Raw genomic sequence first — 22207 nt, forward strand, 5'->3', positions numbered from 1 at the left:
CTTTATTCTTTTATCCAACCCGGATATTTAAAATCGCATTTCTGCCACTTCTCATTAATACGCACGTATGTATGTTTTTGCTTTTCTTTAATCCACTTTTCAAGCTTATCTTCACTACGTTTTTCCATGACGATAGCCTTCAAACGCTGATAGTCTTCCGTAATGGTAGCCTTATGTCCGTTTATACGGCTTTTTAGTTTTACGATAGCACACACTTCTTTTCCTTTATCATTAATCATAGTGAATGCTTTCGATATTTCGCCTACGTTCATGTTTTCCACCACCTTGGCCACTTCCTGAGAAACCTGTGCCAAATCCTGCATTTCAAAACGTGCCGTACCGGTATTCTTGTTAGCCATCAGACCATGATTATTCTTTGTATCCTTATCCTGCGAGATATAAGTAGCCGCATCATCGAAAGTGAATTTCTGGTTACGGATATCATCAGCAATGGAATCCAGACGAACCAGTGCAGCCTCCAAGTCCTTTTCCTCCACTTTCGGCTTCAACAGAATATGGCGGGTCTTAATACGGTCACCGCGTTTTTCAATCAACTGAATGATATGGAAGCCAAACTCTGTTTCCACAATCTTCGAAACCTTATTGGGATCCTGCAAGTTAAAAGCGACATTGGCATATTCGGGCACCAATTCCCCTTTACCCATAAAGTCGAGCTCACCGCCGCGACGAGCCGTTCCGGGATCTTCAGAATAAAAACGGGCATAGGTGGCAAATGACATCTTGCCGGAATTAATGCCATCCGTATAGTCACGCAAGGTCTTCTTTACACGCTCAATTTCTTCCAATGGTATTTTCGGTTCCAACGTAACAATCTGTACCTCCACCTGAGTAGGAACGAAAGGAATACTGTCTTGCGGCAAATCCTTAAAATAACGACGCACTTCGGCAGGAGTTATCTTAATCTCTCCCACAATATGCTGCTGCATCTTTCTCACCGTTTCTCCATCACGCACATTCTCACGCAACATCTCACGAATCTGGGTAGAAGTCTTGTTGTAATATTCCTCCAATTTCTCTTTAGAACCTCCTACTTGTTCGATGAGCCAATTCGTACGTCTTTCCACCAATCCGATTACTTCCTGTTCGGAAACCTCGATACTATCGATAGCTGCCTGATGAAGGAACAATTTCTGGACGGCAAGCTGCTCCGGAATTATACAATACGGGTCACCGTCAAACTTACGTCCTTCATACTGGGCATTCAACCGCTCACTCTCTACGTCAGATTTAAGAATAGCCTCATCGCCTACTACCCACACGACTTCGTCTATAACGTTGTCTTGTCCATATACAGAAACAGTAGCAAGCAGCATCAGTAACAGTGCATAAACTTTAGTACACATCAATTTATTCATCTGAATTCAAATAATAATAAATAATCTTGTTTCTATCCGAAGCCCGCTGATACAAGTCCTCTTTCACCTTGTTGATAAACTCCACACGCTTCAGATTTATTAAAATCTCTTTTATTTCATCTCTGGCAAAGTCCAACGGCTTTTGTTTATCCTTTCCCAAGAAATCTTCTATATGCAAGAAATAGCAAAAGGCCGTGTCCTTTACTTCTACATTCCTGTTTTTATCCAAATAGCTTGCGTCCGTATCCAGCACCTTCAAAGGTATCTTGACAGCCACATCGGGCACAGACGTCCAACGGTCATAAAAATAATCATAACTCACTGCATTACGCAAACTATACTTCTCCAATTTTTCAATAGCGTCCTGATTATTCTTCCGATACCACACACGCACATTCCCCAAATCAGGAGAAGTGAGAGGAACCTTTATAAAAAGTCCTTTGACCAATGGGTTATCCAGTCGGAACAAATCTTTGTTCTTTTCATAATAAGCATTGATTTCCTCCTCACTGATATCGTTTGCCAATTTCTGATTCACCAACTCCTCTTGATAAGTGTGCATAATCAATGCACGGCGATAGTTCTCCACCAGTTTGGAGATTTTATCATTGTCGGGAATATTCCCCTCCGCCTTATCAAACAGCAGCGCATCCTCTATCCAATTCTTGATATAGTGTTCGGCAAACAATACACTATCATCCTTCGATATATTGAGAGGAAGAGCCGCCTGCAAATCTTCCTTATACAGAAATTCACCGGACACTTCCACTAAAGGAGTTTTTCCTTTATGGTTATGCTCCTGACCGCATCCAGTCATGGCAGCGGCAATCACAAGTATTACTCCCCAGTTTTTCACGATACTCATAAAGCATTAAAATAGTGAACGAAGATACTGCAATAATTAATTACTTCCGTTATTATTAACTGTTTTTAAAACCTCTTGGTTTATTTCAACCTTATACTTCCGTTTCAAATCTTTCATCCAAGAGTCCTCATGTACAGCCTGATAATCACGGATTACCGCATCCTTTACATCCAAATAGTTCTCCGGTCCCTTCTTCAGCTTCTTTCCCATCACAAAAGTATAAGAAAAACCGGGAACTTGTTCAAAACTTCCGCACTTAAAGACTAATTTATCCACATATTGGTTCTTTCCAATGATAAATACTCCCACTTCTATACTTGCTTGCGGAACCGATGCGTTCATCATCAACTTTTCTAAAGCGGATTTCCACTCCTCCACCGGCTTTTTCTTTAAGTATTTCTTGATGGCAGAAGCCATTTTCTTATCCTTGCAATGAATAACAGCTCCTTTATACCGGGGCAACTCCCAAGCATAATCTGATTTATGCTGTTTGAAATAGCGTTCCAAATCGGCTTCGGAACAAGCATACTCCCCCTCCTGATACTTCCGGGTAAGATAAGAGGCCAACAGACCATCATGCACTTCTTGCCAACGCAACGTCCAATCGGGATATTTCCCGGCCAAAGCGCCTGACCGGTAAAGAGCCAAAACATCTTTTCTGACCGAAGGAGAAGAAACTCCTTCATGCTCCATATATTCCTGTATTTCCTCCTTTTTATCCTCGTAAGAGGCAAAAGGCTTACGCTCCACCCACTTGACAATATGAAGACCTAAAGGAGAATAAAAAGGAACCGAGACTTTGTTCTTTTCCAACACTGCCAGTTTGTCCACCCATTCTTGCATATTCTTATTGACGGGCATCCATGGCAACAGTCCTCCGACTTGCCGGCTGTCCGCATCATCTGAATAATGACGTGCCAACCATGAAAAATCAGCCCCATCCTGCAATGCAGAATAGATGGAGTCCATAACAGCCTGTGCCGCCTGTTCTGCGGCAGGGGTCGCATTTTGAGGCAAATATTTACTGATATGAGCTATTCTCACCCAATCATTTGTCTGGAGACGCCGTTTATTCCGTTCATAAATGGAACGGGACTCCCGTTCCTCCCCAGCCGCATCCACCACATACGACTTTACCAAACGACCTTCATAAAATGAAAGTTGCCTGCGAAAAGCAGCCACAGTATCCAAACCACTATCCATGGCATATCTCACCTTCAGTTTATAGTTGATAAAGGCAGGCAAATAAGCTTCGGGAGTCTGCTTGGGAGCTTTCCGATAATAATATTCAAATTCAGACCGATAAACAGGCTTGCTGTCAATATACAACATAACATCTCCTTGCGCCTGCGCTTCAGACACAGACACAAGGAGAAGCAAGAGAACACCGAGCAAATAACGCGGCATTATATTTTCATTTTATTGAGGACGGCTGTAATTAGGAGCCTCACTAGTGATAGCTACATCATGCGGATGGCTTTCCAATACACCGGCATTAGTAATGCGGGTAAATTTGGCATCATGCAGTTTCTCAATATTGGCAGCACCGCAATAACCCATACCTGCACGCAGACCACCCACCAACTGATAGATTACTTCGTACAAAGTGCCTTTATAGGGAACACGTGCGGCAATACCTTCCGGCACCAATTTCTTCACATCGGCAGTTCCACTCTGGAAATAACGGTCTTTTGAACCATTCTCCATCGCTTCCAAAGAACCCATACCACGATATGACTTAAACTTACGGCCATTAAAGATAATCGTATCACCCGGAGATTCTTCTGTTCCGGCAACCAATGAACCAATCATTACACTATATCCACCGGCAGCCAAAGCCTTTACGACATCTCCCGAATAACGCAAACCACCATCGGCTATCAAAGGAACACCTGTACCCTTCAAAGCCTTAGCTACGTCATACACAGCAGACAACTGAGGAACACCTACACCGGCCACCACGCGGGTTGTACAGATAGAGCCCGGACCGATACCAACTTTCACTGCATCCGCACCGGCTTCAACCAATGCTTTTGCAGCTTCTCCGGTAGCGATATTACCTACTACAATATCAATGTTCGGGAAGCGTTTCTTTGCCTCTTTTAGTTTTTCAATCACATATTTAGAATGTCCATGAGCTGTATCAATAACGATAGCATCAGCACCGGCATCCACCAAAGCCTGCATACGGTCGAGTGTATCCACTGTCACACCTACACCGGCAGCAACGCGCAACCTGCCTTTGGCATCTTTACAAGCCATCGGCTTGTCTTTCGCTTTTGTTATATCCTTATAAGTAATCAAGCCTACCAGTTTACCGTCTTTATCCACTACGGGCAACTTCTCAATTTTATGTTCCTGCAAAATTTGTGAAGCAGCTTCCATATCGGTAGTCTGGTTGGTAGTAACGATATTCTCTTTCGTCATCACTTCATCAATACGCTTATCCATATCTTTCTCAAAACGGAGGTCGCGATTGGTAACAATACCTACCAGATATCTTTCATCGTCCACAACAGGAATACCGCCGATTCTATACTCAGCCATCAGTGCCAAAGCATCTCTCACGGTAGAGCCTCTCTTGATAGTTACGGGATCATAAATCATACCATTCTCAGCACGTTTCACAATAGCTACCTGGCGTGCCTGTTCTTCTATAGACATGTTTTTATGAATAACACCGATACCGCCTTCACGAGCAATGGCAATAGCCATTTTAGCCTCAGTAACCGTATCCATAGCGGCGGTCACAAAAGGTACTTTTAACTCGATGTTGCGTGAGAACTTAGTCGAGAGTTCGACTGCTTTGGGTAAAACTTCAGAATAGGCTGGGATTAACAATACATCGTCGTAAGTCAATCCGTCCATTACAATTTTATCTGCAATAAATGACATAGGGCTTAATGCGTTTTGAATTTATTGCGTGCAAATATACGAGTTTTATTCAATACTGGAAAATGATAGAATATTTTTTTGTTAAGGTGAAAGAAAATTTAGCAGAAACAATAACCAACCCTACCCCGACAAAGCCTCCATTATCTGATTAGCCATTCATTTGCATCCTCCTCCGTTCACGTATATAAAGCGGATTAAGTCAAAAAGTGTGCGGGTATCATAGTTTGAGAAAATCCGGGTCACTTATTATTCTTGGGGAGGGAGTAAATATCCTATCACAAACAAAGGAAAGAACAAGCCGTTTCATAGGGTCAGCCAAGACCTTTTGAACGGAAGATTATTACAGACTCCGGCAGTGGACTGTACAGTCCACTGTAGTAGTCTGTACGGTCCACTGCAACGGACTATACAGTCCGCTGCCGGAGACTGTAGTAATCCGACGGACACACAGGCATAACCGAAAGGACGAAAACGCTTAGTCCGCCTAATGAAACGACNCCGAAAGGACGAAAACGCTTAGTCCGCCTAATGAAACGACTTAGGGAGCTCAAGAACGCATGCAGGGGTTGAAAACCGAAGAAGACAGCATCAGGAGACAAGTATTTGGGGTCAAGTCAAAAAGTATGTGGGTATAATATTTGAGAAACATTTAAAGTTTGCAATGCTAAAAACATACATCCTTCCAAAGTATTATAAATCAAGTACATCAGACGAACACCTGATTGGACGTCAGCATTGTAACTCAGAGGTCATGCTTATCACCCACAGGGTTTTCAGATTGACCCAGTATTTGATTGATATATTAAATCCCCAAGAATAATGACTGGCCCGAGTTTTCTCAGAATATGATGCCAACACACTTTTTGGCTTGACCCGCCTTTTCGGAGTAGCAGTAACTACAACAGAAAATAAGACAGCCCACGATGGGACGCCCTAATAAAGTCTGTGGCATCCGCTTTCACACATAACGTATAGTACGTTTCACCTATCAGCACTATATATCAACAAGTTATGCCTTGTTTTGTGTGAAAGCAGTTTTTCCCAACTTCATCACCATCATCGGCAGAAGCCAACCCGCAAGATTCAATGAGCCGTATCAACCTTCAACAGATACAACTTACGCAGCACCTGCTTGACATCGTGCATTATACCTTCTTGCACATCCTTCGGCACACTAAGCCCGACGGATATCACGTTTTTCGATACGTCCGCTCCTTCGAGCAAGGAAGCTATTTCGGATTCCAATTCCTGTAAAGTAAAATCTTTCAGACTTCCTTTCTTCTCTCCTTCCATGAAAATCGTGATGCCAAACCCTTCCAGACGTTGGTTTTTATCCGAAACCCCTGCAACCGGATTTCCATAAGACCGGGGAGGATTATAGACAATCCGACTGGAAAGGTTATGCTGCAACACTCCGGCAGGATAGGTTGCACTCAACTCGCGCACCGCCAACTCATATCCGCGGCTTATCTGCTGCTTGGCCTCGTAAACACAGCCCATCTTCGCATTCCGGTCGGCTGTGATGCAGGCTACCATCTCCGGTACATCCTTCCTCTTGGCATATCGGGAAGAGAAGTCAGCGACGAGCCTCTTCGACACGGCATCTGCCAGACCTTCCAACTTCACCGCATCCATCTTGTTGAAGGCACCAATCATCAACTGGTTGCGCTGATTGACATACACATCAAATGCCACGGCATCTGCCGCCAGTCCAGCATAATCAGCCGCCGAAAGCGAAATATCCAGCGAACTGCTGTCACACGCGGTTGCCTGTCCCGCCACGACTGTCTGTAAGGTGGCATCTACTTTAGGCTGGGCGAACACAAATACGGCTCCCGCAGCCAACGGAAACGCTATCAAGATATACAAGCGCTTCCATCCGGGTGTTTTTCTTTTCATCATCATAGTTATACGTTTTTTAAGTGAACAATGGTCAAAACCGCAGGCCATAGAGTAGAGCCTTGTGCCCACAGCTTTTTCCACCAATAATAATTGATATGTTTTTACATCAATGCCACGACTGATTACTTCATGGTCTGCCTGATACTCATGCAGGTCGCGCAACTCTTTCTGCCACAGCCACACTACCGGATTGAACCAGTGGAAAACCTGCAACAGCTGCACCAAAAGGCCGTCCCATGAGTGACCGTGAAGCACATGCATCTGTTCGTGCAGGCGTATCAACGGATAAGCCTCATAGTCCTTACGATTCATCACAATGTAATTTCCCCAGCTGAAAGGACTTACCTGCCTGTCTGTCAATGCCCAACACACACCGCTTTCACGAAATGTGGAAGCACCTCTTATCAGACGCCACATACGGATGTATGCCGACAAGAACAGACACAGGACAAAGGCACACCCTCCGGCATAAAGAAAAAAGAAAAACCGGGGATAGAGAAACACACCTTCTCCGGTATCGGCAGGAACAATCGCCCCTACCTCAGCCTGTCCCTTTTCAGGCAAAGCAACTATAGTCAATGCCTCGTCCAACATACGCAACGGACGATGCACTGGTAATTCTTTCTCTAGAGTGAAATGTATCAGCGGAAGTAATGAGCACACTAACAAGCCCAACACTAAAATCCGGCGATTAAACCGAAAATGAGTGGTTCCTCTGAATAGCAGCCGGTACCACAAATAAAATACAGACAGGCAGAGGGTGCTTTTCAATATATAAATGACAAAGGCAGCCATGACGTTTTTCTTTTATTCCTATCCTTTTTCAATTTTTGCTATCAGTGCCTTCAGCTCGTCCAGCCCCATCTTCTCTTCCTCAATGAACTGCGACACCACCCGAGTATAAGAGTTGTCGTAATATTGCGAAATGACATCGCTCAACGCCGCCCCTTTGTATTCTTTCTCCGAAACTATCGCATCATAGCGATAACTATTGCCCCACACACGGAAAGTAACAAATCCTTTCTCGACCAACAGTTTTACCAATGTAGCCACCGTATTATAGTGAGGCTTGGGTTCCTCATAAAAGGCCAGCATTTCACGAATGAACATCGGCCCGTGTTGCCAGAAGATATTCATTATCTCTTCTTCCTTCGCTGTCAGTTTCTTCATTCTTTTCTTTGTTTATCGGTTAGACACAGTACAAATATAAGCAAAGTTTGATACAAACTACTAAATCTATTAGTAGAAGTATTATATTTAATAGTAATTAACGATATGATATAAAAAAAGCCGGATTCCCTCGTAGAAATCCGGCTTTCTTTATATATTAATCCTTTGATTAGTTTGCCATTTCGGAAATGAACTTGATACGCACCAGACGGATTTCGTCTTCGGTATAGTCATCACCCAACTCTTCCATTGCATCGTCTATCTTATCGGTCGTAGACTCTTTGAAGTAATCGTAGATGTCATCCAAGTGGTCTTCATCCATAATTTCTTCGAGGAAGTAGTCAATATTCAGCTTAGTACCCGAATACACGATAGCTTCTACCTCATCCAGCAGCTCGCTGAATTCCAACCCTTTGGATACGGCAATATCATCAAGAGCGACCTTACGGTCGATTGACTGGATGATAGACACCTTCAACTTTGACTTATTGGCAACGGTACGGACACGCAAATCTTCAGGACGTTCAATCTCATTTTCTTCGCAGTGTTTCTTTATCAATACACAGAACTCCTGACCGTAACGTTTAGCTTTGCCTGCACCCACACCCGGAATATTCTGAAGTTCTTCCAGCGTAACGGGATAGATGGTCGCCATTGCCTCCAAAGAAGGATCCTGGAATATGACATAAGGAGGAACATCCAGCTTCTTCGACAGCTTCTTGCGCAAATCTTTCAGCATGGAATAAAGCACAGGGTCTACTGCACATGAAGCGCCTCCCCGAACCGGAGTTTCTTCTTCTTCCTCTTCAAAATCATTATCTTCCACTATCTTGAACGATTTCGGATTCTTAAGGAACTTATGACCTTCAGAGGTCACCTTCAGCAATCCATAGTTCTCGACATCTTTGCTTAAATAACCGGCTATCAACGCTTGGCGAATGACAGCATTCCACGTTTTATCTTCTTCACCCATGCCAGAGCCGAACACTTCAAGCTCTTCATGTTTGTGTGCAAGTACTTCCGTAGTTTCCTTACCCAGAAGAATATCTATTATATAATCTGCTTTAAAGTTTTCTTTTACCGCTATGATTGTTTCAATCACGGCACACAATGAATCCTGAGCCTCCACTTGCTTTTTAGGATTTAAACAGTTATCACAATTTCCACAATTATCTTCTGTAAACTCTTCTCCAAAATAATGTAATAACGATTTGCGACGACATACCGACGACTCGGCATAAGCTGCTGTTTCCAGCAATAGCTGTTTACCTATTTCCTGCTCGGCTACCGGTTTTCCCTGCATAAACTTTTCCAGCTTCTGCAAGTCTTTGTTGGAATAGAATGTAATGCACATACCTTCTCCCCCGTCACGTCCGGCTCTACCTGTTTCCTGATAATAGCCTTCCAGACTCTTGGGGATATCATAGTGTATCACAAAACGCACATCAGGCTTGTCAATACCCATTCCAAATGCGATAGTAGCTACAATTACGTCGATGTCTTCTTTCAGGAAACCATCCTGATTGGCGGTGCGTGTTGCCGAATCCATACCGGCATGATAAGCGCGGGCATTGATGCCGTTGGCTTGCAATATTTCTGCCAGTTCTTCTACTTTCTTACGACTCAGACAATAAATAATGCCTGACTTGCCGGGATTTGCCTTAATAAACTTAATAATATCACGGTCGATATTATTCGTCTTGGGGCGTACCTCGTAATAAAGATTCGGACGATTGAATGAAGATTTAAACTCTGCCGCATCCAGCATTCCCAAATTCTTCTGGATATCCATACGAACTTTCGGAGTAGCCGTAGCCGTAAGCGCAATGACAGGCGCCTTTCCTATTTCATTTATAATAGGACGAATCCGACGGTACTCGGGACGGAAATCATGCCCCCATTCCGAAATACAGTGCGCCTCGTCTACTGCATAGAAAGAAATCTTCACACCTCTCAGAAACTCTACATTCTCTTCCTTCGTCAATGACTCAGGAGCTACATAGAGCAATTTGGTCTTTCCACTCAAAATATCTGATTTCACTTGGTCGATAGCCGACTTGTTTAATGAAGAATTGATGAAATGAGCCACTCCGTCTTCTTCGCTGAAGTTACGCATGGCATCCACCTGATTTTTCATTAATGCAATTAAAGGAGATATGACAATTGCCGTTCCTTCCATGATGAGTGAAGGCAACTGATAACATAACGATTTTCCGCCGCCCGTAGGCATTAACACAAATGTATCATTCCCGGCCAGCAAATTACGGATAATTGCTTCTTGGTTTCCCTTGAAAGTATCAAATCCAAAATACTTTTTCAGTGCGCTAGTCAAATTTATATTCTCCTTCATTGTATCAAATAGTTTTTCGCGGTTCCCCGGTTCTTGTTTTTACATCTTTTGTTGTCTAACAAAGTTATAAACAAGTTCTCAAATTACACGAATATTTCGAGTAATATTTTTCAGAAGAATTGCATTTTTCTTTCTCTCTCCCTTTATTCTATTGATACTAAGCATTTTGCAGCCGTGAAATATTTGCTTTATCCATCTGTTTTTGAGCGTAATCCAACGTTACTTCAAAGCTTTTCACCTTCTTTGATGGCAATTCAAACATCATATCCATCATAATCGTTTCTACGATGGAACGCAATCCACGGGCTCCAAGTTTGTATTCGATAGCTTTGTCAACTATGTATTCGAATACTTCGGGCTGAAATACCAATTCTATTTTATCCATTTTAAACAGTTTGACGTACTGCTTGATAATAGAATTCTTTGGCTCCGTAAGGATACTGCGCAATGCGTTTCTATCCAACGGATTCAAATAAGTAAGAATAGGCAGACGACCGATTATTTCGGGTATCAGTCCGAATGATTTCAAATCTTGGGGTGCAATATACTGCATCATATTACTACGGTCTATTTTCACCGTTTCCTTGGCTGCACTATAGCCTACAACATTAGTGTTGAGACGCTGGGCTATCTTTCGCTCAATACCGTCGAATGCTCCGCCACAAATGAACAGAATATTTTTGGTATTGACCTGAATCATTTTCTGATCCGGGTGCTTGCGTCCGCCCTGGGGCGGGACATTGACTACCGAGCCTTCCAACAGTTTCAACAAACCTTGCTGCACTCCCTCACCGCTTACATCGCGAGTGATGGAAGGATTGTCCCCTTTACGGGCTATCTTATCGATTTCATCTATGAATACAATACCTTTTTCAGCTTCGGGCACATTGTAATCCGCCACTTGAAGCAAACGGGTCAGAAGGCTTTCAATATCTTCACCCACATATCCGGCTTCGGTCAAAACAGTAGCATCAACAATGGTAAAAGGAACATGCAATAGCTTTGCAATCGTACGGGCAAGCAATGTCTTTCCGGTTCCTGTGCTACCCACCATGATGATATTGGACTTTTCAATTTCCACATCATCCTCGTCCGCTTTCTGAAGCAAACGCTTATAGTGATTGTAAACGGCTACCGAAAGATATCTTTTCGCATCATCCTGGCCGATGACATACTCGTCCAGGAATTCTTTAATCTGTTGCGGTTTAGGCAACTCTTTCAAGTTGAGCTCTTCTGCTTTTCCTTTTGACTGGTGAAGGGCTTCTTTGGTAATCTCGTATGCCTGCTCGGAACAACTGTCACAAATACAGCCGTTCATGCCGGTAATAAGAAAACCTACCTCATTTTCAGAGCGTCCGCAAAAACTGCACTTTCTCTTGTTTCTTGGTGTTTTACTATCTTCCAATTTTCTCTTAATATTAATGTAATTATACCTTATATATTATAGAGCCGGCTTGCGAGACAGCACTTCATCAATCATACCATACTCTTTTGCCTCCTGAGCCGTCATCCAATAATCACGGTCTGAATCTGCCCATACCTTATCAAAATCAGTATGCGAGTGTTCTGCTATGATTGTATAAAGTTCTTTCTTCAGCTTCATTATTTCACGCGCTGTAATTTCAATATCCGAAGCCTGGCCCTGAGTGCCACCCATCGGCTGATGAATCATTACACGGGAGTGTGTCAGCGCCGAACGTTTTCCTTCAGTTCCCGCAACCAGCAAAACTGCTGCCATCGAAGCGGCCATACCGGTACAGATGGTGGCTACATCGCTATTGATAAACTGCATGGTGTCATAAATACCCAGTCCGGCATAAACAGAGCCACCCGGCGAGTTAATATAAATAGATATATCTTTTCCTGAATCTACAGAATCCAGATAAAGGAGCTGAGCCTGGAGAGTGTTAGCCGTATAGTCATTGATTTCTGTACCCAGAAAGATAATTCTGTCCATCATCAAACGCGAAAATACGTCGAGCTGGGTTACGTTCAACTGACGTTCTTCCAAAATATAAGGGTTCAGATATCCGCCTTGAGACTTAATGACATCGTCCAGCACCATGCTGTTCATTCCTAAATGCTTGGTAGCAAATTTTCTAAAATCATCCATAATTTAATGGTTTAGTTATTATTCACAAAAAGAGGCTTTCAACCCCATTTTTTCAAACAAACAAAAGTACAAAAAAATACGGTCGACGTATCGAAACTTTTGCTTATAACGAAAATTTCTGGTCAAAAGCCCCCTTTTTTAGTAAGATTTAGCAATCAATGCTTATCTTGCCAAAAATATTATTCAAACATTTTGTTGAATTCTTCCATTGTAACTGACTTGTGGTTCAAAGTTGCTTTTTCCTTCAAAGCAGCAGCCAGTTTGCTTTCTACGGCACGGTTTACCAAAGATTCTACCGTTTCTTGTTTTTTCAGCATTTCTTTTGCATAGTTTTCGAGCATTTCTTCAGGAATGTTCAACATGCCATACTGAGCGAACTGAAGACGGGTAGCTTCTTTAGCCATATTCAAAACGTCTGCTTGTTCCACCTTGATTTCATTAGCAGCAATCAACTGTTCCTTAATCAGATGCCAAGTCAGTTCTTCGATGCTCTTGTCGTAGTTTTCAGCTACGAATGCTTCTCCCTTTTCTTCATTGTTCAGCAACATGATGCGCTTCAACAAAGCATCCGGGAATTCAAGTTTGCCTACTCTCTTAGTCAGGTAATCACGAACATCCATCAAGAACTTGTAGTTGCTGTCCGCTTCAAACTGAACGGCAATTCCTTCTTTGATTTTTGCACGGAATTCTTCTTCACTCTTCACTGTGTCTTTGCCAAATACCTGGTCGAACAATTCCTGGTTCAGTTCTGCAGGAATCATGCGAGTGATTTCTTCCACTTGGAAGCTGAAGTTACCTTTAACATCTGCAACTTCTTCTTTCTTGATTTTCAGCAATGAAGAAAGTTCTGCTTCGTTGTTATCAAATGCAGTAGCAGGGTTGAATACCAAAACGTCATTAACCTTAGCTCCGTTGAAGATAGCTTTTTGGTCATCGTTCTTCATGTAAGCCGGCATCATTACGGCGCCTTCTACCTGAATACCACCTTCTTTAGTGTTACCGTTTTCGTCCAGCTCAGCCAACAGCCCCTTAATCATGTCTTTGTCTTCGTAGGCTTCTACTTTATCATATTTAGCCGCACGCTGAGTGTACATTTTCACCTGCTGTTCCACCAATTCGTCAGCCACTTCGATTGTATAATAATCTACAGTATCCTGATTTGTGATTTCAGCATTGAATTCAGGAGCCAAAGCAATATCGAATACAAACTCAAAGTTTTCCTGAGTGTCGAAATCCACCGGCTGCATCTTTTCAGCGTTCGGCAACGGCATACCCAGCATATTCACTTTGTTTTCACGGATATATTCGTTTACTTTTTCCTGCATCAGCTTATCAACTTCTTCAGCAAGCACAGCTTTACCAAATTGCTTTTTGATAAGACTCATAGGTACCATGCCTTTACGGAAACCCGGAATGTTGGCTTTCTGACGGTAAGTCTTCAACACTTTTTCTACTTTTTCCTGATAATCGGCCTTTTCGATATTAACAGTAAGCAATGCACTTACCTTGTCAACGTTTTGCAATGAAATATTCATTCTGACTTATTTTATTTAATTGTTACTTCTTTCAGATTTTCTCATCAAAGAGGTTGCAAAATTAGTGTTTAATCTTTCAATTACCAAATACACAGGCTAAAAAAAACTAATTGACAATAGAAAGTAGCCTGATAAAAGACAAATAAAATGGCACAAATAAAAAAAAGAAAAAAAAGTCGCTTTTTTTCTTGCTTATTCAAATTTTATGCGTTCCTTTGTGGTCGAACTGGTGATAGATAATATAGCTAGTGATTTTTATTACAAGGTTTTACTTCTGTACGCATAGCACTTACGTAAACTCTCTGTTGTTCTAATCCCCCTATCTCATTAATAATCACCATTCAGAGAGTATTTTTTATTTTATTTATTTTTATTTTTTCACTATGAATATGTATGTTGGAAACCTTAACTACCGTGTTAAGGAAGGAGATTTGGAACAAGCAATGTCTGCTTACGGAGTAGTAACTTCTGTAAAGGTTATCAAAGACCGTGAAACAGGTAAGTCAAAAGGATTTGCTTTTGTTGAAATGGAAGATGACCAGGATGCTGCTAAAGCCATCAACGAACTGAACGGTTCTGAATTTATGGGCCGTCAATTAGTTATCAAAGAAGCATTACCGAAAAGAATGTAATTACTGATTGATACAGACTAAAAAGGCTGCGAATGGATTCGCAGCCTTTTTTATTTGGAATTTTCTGCCGCACATCATCCGGCCAATTTTAGGGGACTGACGCATCCGCTTACACGTACGTACGCGTTGGCTCACACGTTAGTACGCATAGCTCTACACGTACTAACGCATAAGCCTATACGTACTAATGTATCTTTTAGCCTTGCATCTGCTGTTTCCGATTGGCTTCTTCCAGTTGGAAGTCTTTACGGCGAAGCACAAAGTTGGTTCCCAGATATTTCTCACGGACAACCGGATTCTCTGCCAACTCTTCGGGCGTGCCTTGGAACAGAATCTTTCCTTCAAACAACAAATAGGCCCGGTCAGTCAAACGCAGAGTTTCCAATGCATTATGGTCGGTTATCAAGATTCCGATATTCTTGTCTTTCAATTTCCACACAATATGCTGTATATCCTCTACTGCAATAGGGTCTACACCGGCAAACGGTTCATCGAGCATAATAAACTTTGGGTCGATTGCCAGACAACGGGCTATCTCCGTTCGACGACGCTCACCTCCCGACAACTGGTCTCCCAAATTCTTACGCACCTTTTGCAAGCGGAACTCAGCTATCAAGCTTTCCAGTTTCTCCTTTTGATATTCGGGACTGGTCTTTGTCAGTTCCAAAACAGAAGCGATATTATCTTCCACACTCATTTTGCGGAACACAGAGGCTTCTTGTGCCAAATAGCCGATACCGTTTTGAGCTCGTTTGTACACAGGATAAGAAGTGATATCCAAATCATTCAAATAAATATGTCCTTCATTGGGTACAATCAAACCGGTAGTCATATAAAAAGAGGTAGTCTTACCTGCCCCATTCGGCCCCAGCAAACCGACAATCTCTCCTTGCTTCACATCAAAGGAAACATGGCTCACTACAGTACGTTTGCCGTACTTCTTTACCAGATTTTCAGTACGCAATACCATTTTGCCATTTTCAGGCATTACATTTTGTTGTTCTATTTCCTGCTCTGACATATCTACGAATTTTGGGACAAAAGTACTAAAAAAGTTTAGGAAACGTATAACAGAACAGAAAATCAGAACATCTTTTGCATTTATATAGACAAAAAAGGCTACTTTTGCAGGAAATTGTGAAAACTATGATGATAAGACCCATAACGACTGTAGGAAAATACATCATACTGATGGGACGTACTTTTGCGCGTCCGGAACGTATGAGAATGTTTTTCAAACAATACCTCAATGAAATGGTGCAACTGGGAGTAAATTCTATCGGCATTGTGCTGCTGATTTCATTCTTCATTGGTGCAGTTATTACCATTCAAATCAAATTAAACATCGAAAGCCCTTGGATGCCGCGCTTCGTAGTAGGTTACACTACCCGTGAAATCATGTTGTTGGAGTTTTCGTCCTCTATCATGTGTCTCATCCTTGCCGGTAAGGTCGGGTCCAACATTGCTTCAGAGATAGGAACAATGCGGGTAACTCAGCAAATCGACGCTCTTGAGATTATGGGAGTCAATTCGGCAGGTTATCTCATTCTGCCTAAAATTGCTGCTTTGATGACTATGATTCCTTTTCTGGTGATTTTTAGTATTTTCTCCGGAATCATAGGTGCCTTTTGCACCTGCTGGTTTGGTGGGGTACTGAATGCGGAAGATTTGGAATACGGTTTGCAATACAGTTTCCAGGAATGGTTTGTCTGGTGTAGTTTTATAAAGTCATTGTTCTTCGCTTTTATCATCTCCAGTGTATCAGCCTACTTCGGTTATACAGTAGAGGGCGGCTCCATTGCAGTGGGTAAGGCAAGTACAGATTCTGTAGTCATGAGCAGTGTACTGATTCTGTTCTCCGACTTGGTATTAACACAACTTTTAATGGGATGATACAAGTTAAATCATTATATAAGTCATTCGAAGGCAAAGATGTATTGGTAGATATCAATGCCATTTTTGATAACGGAAAAACCAACCTGATTATCGGTCAGAGCGGTTCGGGAAAAACGGTATTGATGAAATGTATCGTAGGGCTGCTGACACCCGAAAGGGGGGAAATCCTCTATGACGGTCGTAACTTCCTAAGCATGAATAAGAAAGAGAAAAAGACATTACGTCGCGAAATGGGAATGATTTTCCAAAGTGCTGCCTTATTCGACTCTCTTACGGTATTGGAAAATGTGATGTTTCCACTCGATATGTTCTCTAACGACACTTACCGTGACCGTCTGAGGCGTGCTCAATTCTGCCTTGACCGTGTCAATCTGATTGAAGCTCAAAATAAGTACCCGGGAGAAATCAGTGGCGGTATGCAGAAGCGTGTTGCCATTGCACGTGCCATCGCACTAAATCCGCAATATCTATTCTGTGATGAACCAAACTCCGGCTTGGATCCTAAAACATCGTTGGTAATCGACGAACTGATTCATGATATCACTACCGAATATAACATGACTACGATTATCAATACTCACGATATGAACTCTGTAATGGGAATCGGTGACAGTATTCTCTACATCTACCAAGGACATAAAGAGTGGGAAGGCACTAAGAATGATGTATTCACAGCAACAAATGAACGCCTGAACAACTTTATTTTCGCTTCTGATTTATTGCGCAAAGTAAAAGAAGAAGAGATTAGGGAAATAGAAAAGAAAAAATAAGGGAATTATCTACCATAGGGGCGGACTATATATTTATGTTCGCCCGAATGACAACAATTCAGTTCGCATTATGTATTCGGATGGAAACATTCCGTCCATGCAGAAATAAAACAATGAGGCTGTCTCATTCTCTTATTCTGAAACAACCTCATTTGAATTTTATGTTAAATACTTTATTTCTGTCTGATATAAATATTTATCGGAGTACCGGAAAGTCCCCATTTCTCACGCATCTTATTCTCAAGAAAACGTTTATACGGATCCTTTACATATTGAGGCAAATTAGCGAAGAACACAAAAGAAGGAACTTGTGTATTAGGCAACTGTGTACAATATTTAATCTTAATATATTTTCCTTTTGTTGAGGGGGGCGGATATGCCTCAATCAACGGCAACATTTCTTCATTCAGACGAGCAGTCGGAATACGGGTTGTGCGGGCATGATAAACCTCCTTAGCCATTTCCAGCACTTTAAAAATGCGTTGTTTAGTCATTGCAGAAGCAAATATGATAGGGAAGTCCACAAATGGAGCAAAACGCGAACGAATAGCCTCTTCGTATGTCTTCATCACCTTGGCATCTTTATTCTCTATCAAATCCCATTTATTCACTACTACTACCAGTCCCTTCTGATTACGCTGGATAAGCGAAAAAATATTCAAATCCTGTCCCTCTATACCACGGGTTGCATCAATCATCAAGATACATACATCCGAATTTTCGATGGAGCGGATAGAGCGGATAACGGAATAGTATTCCAAATCTTCCGTCACTTTATTCTTTTTGCGAATACCGGCGGTATCCACCAAATAGAAATCAAAACCAAACTTCTCGTAACGAGTATAAATAGAGTCACGCGTAGTACCGGCAATCTCTGTCACAATATTACGGTCTTCACCGATAAAGGCATTTACGATAGATGATTTTCCTGCATTCGGACGGCCCACCACTGCAAAACGGGGAATATCCTCGTCCAACAGTTCTTCTCCTTCTTTACTGAACTTGCTTACAATCAAGTCCATTAAATCTCCTGTGCCGAATCCACTCAAGGCAGAAATACAATACGGGTCATCAAGTCCCAACGTATAAAATTCGGCTGCATTATATTGCAAGTCATTGTTGTCAGTCTTATTTGCTACCATGATAACCGGCTTCTTTGTGCGACGCAAGATGGCAGCCACCTCCATATCAAGGTCTGTCACTCCATTTACCACATCTACAACAAATAGAATCACATCCGCTTCATCAACGGCCAACAATACCTGTTTGCGGATTTCCTCTTCAAAAACATCATCCGAGTTTACTACCCATCCGCCGGTATCAACGACAGAGAACTCACGTCCCAACCATTCCGACTTACCATATTGGCGGTCGCGGGTTGTTCCTGCCTGCTCATTTACAATAGCCTGACGAGTCTTGGTCAGACGATTAAAAAGTGTAGACTTTCCCACATTGGGACGTCCTACGATTGCTACTAAATTTCCCATGTTCTTTCTTGTTTACGGCTATCACAGTCGATTTTAATCCAATTGATACCCAAAGTTTTTCAGTTCTTTGTCAGAGCTTCTCCAGTCCTTATCCACTTTCACAAAAGTTTCAAGATAAACAGACTTCTGGAAGAAATGCTCTAAAGTCTTACGTGCTTCTGTTGCCACTTTCTTCAATGCTTTGCCCTGTTTACCGATGATAATACCTTTCTGTGAATCACGCTCCACATAAATCACCGCACTGATATGAATGCTCTTTGCATCTTCTTTAAATTGTTCTACAACTACTTCTACCGAGTAAGGAATCTCCTTGTCATAATACAGCAAAATCTTTTCACGGATAATCTCCGTCACAAAGAAACGAGCCGGCTTATCAGTCCATTGGTCTTTACCAAAATAAGGAGGTGAATCGGGCAGCAATTCCTTGATGCGCTTCATCACTACATCTATATTAAACTTCGAAGTAGCCGAAATAGGAATAATTTCAGCTTGCGGAATCAGTTCATGCCATTCTTCCACCAGCTTTACCAAATCTTCCTGATTAGTCAAATCTATTTTATTAATCAGCAATAAGATAGGAACTTGCAGTTTACGAACCTTTTCGATAAACTCCAGATTCTTGTCGGGCTTCTCTATCACATCAGTCACATACAGTAACACATCAGCATCTGCCAGCGCCGACTCCGAAAAATTAAGCATACTTTCCTGCAACTTATAATTCGGCTTCAATACTCCTGGGGTATCCGAAAATACAATCTGCATATCATCAGTATTCAAAATACCCATGATACGATGACGCGTCGTCTGTGCCTTGAACGTAGCGATTGAGATGCGTTCGCCTACCAGCAAATTCATCAATGTAGACTTACCCACATTAGGATTTCCTACTATATTTACAAACCCTGCCTTATGCATAATTTTTTATAATTTATTGGTTACAGACAAAAAAACGCATCTGAGTATGGATGCGTTCATTTGTATTTGTAGTTTAATGATTATTATCTCTTACTACCATCGTAACCCCATTTCACATAAACGGCTCCATAGGTGAAACCTGCGCCGAATGCTGTAAATATCAGGTTATCTCCTTTCTTCAGCTGCTTTTCATAATCCCAAAGGCACAACGGAAGCGTTGCCCCACTGGTATTTCCATAACGCTGAATATTTATCATCACCTTATCCAAGGGCACTTCCAAGCGAGATGCAACAGCATCAATGATGCGCAAGTTCGCCTGATGAGGAATTACCCAGTCGATATTATCTTTATTCAAACCATTGTTTGCAGCAATAGTCGCAGTAATATCCGACATATTTGAAACAGCATATTTAAAAACAGTTCTACCCTCCTGATAGAGATAATGCATTTTATGATCTACCGTGAAATAAGAAGGAGGACATACAGACCCACCTGCTTTCATGTGAAGGAAAGGAAGACCTTTACCATCCGTACGCAGAATAGAATCCATTATTCCGTAATCTTCTGTAGTAGCTTCTACCATACATGCTGCAGCGCCATCACCAAAGATAGGGCAAGTAGCACGGTCTTGGTAGTTTACCATAGACGACATCTTATCAGCACCAACAATAATAATCTTTTTATGTCTACCAGATGCGATGAGTGAAGCAGCTGTTTCCATTAAGTACAAAAATCCACAACACGCAGCCTGTAAGTCGAATGCAAATGCATTCTTCAATCCCAACTTATCGCACAGAATAGAAGCGGTTGAAGGGAAATGATAGTCAGGAGTAGTTGTTGCTACGATTACCGCATCAATGTCGTCAGGATTTGAACCGGTTTTCTGCATCAGTTGCTTGGCTGCCTTACGCGCCATATACGATGTTCCCAATCCCTCCTCATTAAGGATACGTCTCTCTTTAACTCCAATTCGAGTCATAATCCATTCATCGTTGGTATCTACCATTCTTGAGATTTCTTCATTCGTCAAGACATAATCAGGTACATAACCACCGACTCCTGTTATTACTGCATTAATTTTTTCCATCATTCCAAATTATTAGTTTGTACCCTTTATAAAAACAGCCGACAGAGCCGAAGCTCGCCGGCTTTATTTTATAAAACGTACAAACGTGTTTAAAGCTACTGATTAAACAGCAGCTTCTTTTTCGATTGCTAACTTACCTCTATAATAACCGCAAGCTCCACATACAGTGTGGTAAACATGCCATTCGCCGCAGTTAGGGCAGATAGCCAAAGTAGGAGCAACTGCCTTGTCATGAGTTCTTCTCTTTGCAGTTCTCGTTTTTGATTGTCTTCTTTTAGGATGTGCCATTTTTCTAAACTTTAATTATTATCTAATATTTTCTTTAATTCATTCCATCTCGGATCTATTTCCTGAGGCTCTTCATTGCCTATTTCTTCACCTTCGGGTAATTCAACTGCAATATCATCATCTTCCTCATCATCACCTGAAGTACGCAAATGTTTGCTCAGCTTGCCTACCATGCCTTTATTACATTTACCCGGAGCATGCACATGTTTCATAGGTATATTCAATGCTATGAACTCATACAAGAACCATGCAATGTTAATGTAACCGTCTTCCTCAGGAACCACGACAATATCACCTTCTTCGGCAAATGAGGGCCCCAATTTGACTTTCAGCTTATCTGATGTCGAAATAGGTAATTCCATTTCATCCAGACAACGGTCACATGGTACAATGACAATACCTTCAGTCTGGAACTCTAACAAAAAAACGCCAGATGTCTTTTTCACATTCAGCTCCACTGTCAGCTTTCCTTTTTGCACTTCTGGTCCATCCAGATCTACAAAGAATTGATTATCCAGCGTAAACTCATACTTAGCAGAGTCCGCCTTCATATTCTTCAATTCTATCTTATATTTATCAAACTTTCCCAAAGCAATACTATATAAATCGGGCGACAAAGATACAAATAATATTCCATTATCATACCATAATCGGCAGATATTTTTGAATTTAACTCCTTTTTCGGCCGTTTTATCTATTACAAAAGCCTCTCCTCCTACTAAAAAAAGGAGGAGAAAAATAAAAAAGCCCCCAGTTCATAAAACCGGAGGCTTTCATTAAAACGGCAGCTACCTACTCTCCCACTGTTACGCAGTACCATCGGCGTGGTGAGGCTTAACTTCTCTGTTCGGAATGGGAAGAGGTGGAACCCTCACGCTATAGCCACCTGAAGAAGGTTGACATATTGTAAGCTTGTATTAGTAAT

The 22207-nt window shown here is 41.9% G+C and carries 19 protein-coding genes and 1 rRNA gene; 3 read left to right on the plus strand and 17 right to left on the minus strand.

What is annotated here, in order from left to right:
• Positions 1-2 precede the first annotated feature (2 nt).
• The 10 genes from IR173_RS14070 to tig form a co-directional block, all read right to left on the minus strand.
• Positions 3-1364 carry a peptidylprolyl isomerase gene (locus IR173_RS14070; protein ID WP_237040242.1) on the minus strand — a complete coding sequence of 454 codons (1362 nt, stop codon included), beginning with the start codon at positions 1362-1364 and terminating at the stop codon, positions 3-5.
• A gap of 4 nt (positions 1365-1368) precedes the next feature.
• Entirely contained in the window at positions 1369-2241 is an 873-nt protein-coding gene (locus IR173_RS14075; RefSeq protein ID WP_237040226.1) for a peptidyl-prolyl cis-trans isomerase, read from the minus strand.
• 36 nt (positions 2242-2277) lie between these two features.
• Positions 2278-3648 carry a peptidylprolyl isomerase gene (locus tag IR173_RS14080; protein WP_237040227.1) on the minus strand — a complete coding sequence of 457 codons (1371 nt, stop codon included), beginning with the start codon at positions 3646-3648 and terminating at the stop codon, positions 2278-2280.
• 12 nt (positions 3649-3660) lie between these two features.
• A complete protein-coding gene (gene guaB / locus IR173_RS14085; protein ID WP_237040228.1) occupies positions 3661-5136 on the minus strand; it encodes an IMP dehydrogenase in 1476 nt (491 codons plus the stop codon).
• Between the two features lie 1083 nt (positions 5137-6219).
• A complete protein-coding gene (locus IR173_RS14090) occupies positions 6220-7833 on the minus strand; it encodes a M56 family metallopeptidase (protein ID WP_237040229.1) in 1614 nt (537 codons plus the stop codon).
• A gap of 18 nt (positions 7834-7851) precedes the next feature.
• A complete protein-coding gene (locus IR173_RS14095) occupies positions 7852-8208 on the minus strand; it encodes a BlaI/MecI/CopY family transcriptional regulator (protein WP_237040230.1) in 357 nt (118 codons plus the stop codon).
• Positions 8209-8377: 169 nt separating this feature from the next.
• Positions 8378-10558, minus strand: coding sequence for a DNA helicase RecQ (gene recQ / locus IR173_RS14100; RefSeq protein WP_237040231.1), 2181 nt, complete (start codon positions 10556-10558; stop codon positions 8378-8380).
• A 157-nt stretch (positions 10559-10715) separates the two neighbouring features.
• Positions 10716-11963, minus strand: a complete 1248-nt coding sequence (gene clpX / locus IR173_RS14105) for an ATP-dependent Clp protease ATP-binding subunit ClpX (RefSeq protein ID WP_237040232.1) — start codon at positions 11961-11963, stop codon at positions 10716-10718.
• A 36-nt stretch (positions 11964-11999) separates the two neighbouring features.
• Positions 12000-12671 (minus strand): ATP-dependent Clp endopeptidase proteolytic subunit ClpP, encoded by a 672-nt coding sequence (gene clpP / locus IR173_RS14110; protein WP_237040233.1) that lies wholly within the window; start codon positions 12669-12671, stop codon positions 12000-12002.
• A gap of 179 nt (positions 12672-12850) precedes the next feature.
• Entirely contained in the window at positions 12851-14206 is a 1356-nt protein-coding gene (gene tig, locus IR173_RS14115; RefSeq protein ID WP_237040234.1) for a trigger factor, read from the minus strand.
• Positions 14207-14589: 383 nt separating this feature from the next.
• On the opposite strand from tig, the gene IR173_RS14120 reads away from it, so the two are divergent.
• The gene (locus tag IR173_RS14120; RefSeq protein WP_005941332.1) at positions 14590-14838 is read left to right on the plus strand and encodes an RNA recognition motif domain-containing protein; all 249 of its coding nucleotides are present in this window, start codon (positions 14590-14592) and stop codon (positions 14836-14838) included.
• 196 nt (positions 14839-15034) lie between these two features.
• Here the strand turns inward: IR173_RS14120 and lptB are convergent, their stop codons facing one another.
• Positions 15035-15859, minus strand: coding sequence for an LPS export ABC transporter ATP-binding protein (gene lptB, locus IR173_RS14125; protein WP_237040235.1), 825 nt, complete (start codon positions 15857-15859; stop codon positions 15035-15037).
• 128 nt (positions 15860-15987) lie between these two features.
• Between lptB and IR173_RS14130 the strand changes: the two genes are divergently transcribed.
• Entirely contained in the window at positions 15988-16731 is a 744-nt protein-coding gene (locus IR173_RS14130) for an MlaE family ABC transporter permease (RefSeq protein ID WP_018452432.1), read from the plus strand.
• Positions 16728-17504 (plus strand): ABC transporter ATP-binding protein, encoded by a 777-nt coding sequence (locus tag IR173_RS14135; protein WP_237040236.1) that lies wholly within the window; start codon positions 16728-16730, stop codon positions 17502-17504. Before IR173_RS14130 ends, IR173_RS14135 begins: the two co-directional genes overlap by 4 nt.
• A gap of 173 nt (positions 17505-17677) precedes the next feature.
• Here IR173_RS14135 and der read toward each other — a convergent pair whose 3' ends face one another.
• The 6 genes from der to rrf all read right to left on the minus strand — a co-directional run bounded on the left by der (position 17678) and on the right by rrf (position 22172).
• Positions 17678-18991, minus strand: coding sequence for a ribosome biogenesis GTPase Der (gene der, locus IR173_RS14140; RefSeq protein WP_237040237.1), 1314 nt, complete (start codon positions 18989-18991; stop codon positions 17678-17680).
• 33 nt (positions 18992-19024) lie between these two features.
• Positions 19025-19906 carry a GTPase Era gene (gene era / locus IR173_RS14145; protein ID WP_237040238.1) on the minus strand — a complete coding sequence of 294 codons (882 nt, stop codon included), beginning with the start codon at positions 19904-19906 and terminating at the stop codon, positions 19025-19027.
• A gap of 83 nt (positions 19907-19989) precedes the next feature.
• Positions 19990-20994: a beta-ketoacyl-ACP synthase III gene (locus IR173_RS14150; protein ID WP_005941347.1), complete on the minus strand. Its 1005-nt coding sequence runs from the start codon at positions 20992-20994 to the stop codon at positions 19990-19992.
• A gap of 102 nt (positions 20995-21096) precedes the next feature.
• Entirely contained in the window at positions 21097-21282 is a 186-nt protein-coding gene (rpmF, locus tag IR173_RS14155) for a 50S ribosomal protein L32 (protein WP_002562387.1), read from the minus strand.
• 11 nt (positions 21283-21293) lie between these two features.
• Positions 21294-21872 (minus strand): YceD family protein, encoded by a 579-nt coding sequence (locus IR173_RS14160; protein WP_371315884.1) that lies wholly within the window; start codon positions 21870-21872, stop codon positions 21294-21296.
• Between the two features lie 189 nt (positions 21873-22061).
• Positions 22062-22172 (minus strand): 5S ribosomal RNA (gene rrf / locus IR173_RS14165).
• Positions 22173-22207: the final 35 nt, after the last annotated feature.

The sequence above is a fragment of the Phocaeicola faecalis genome (assembly GCF_021730445.1).
GTDB classification, from domain to species: Bacteria; Bacteroidota; Bacteroidia; order Bacteroidales; family Bacteroidaceae; genus Phocaeicola; species Phocaeicola faecalis.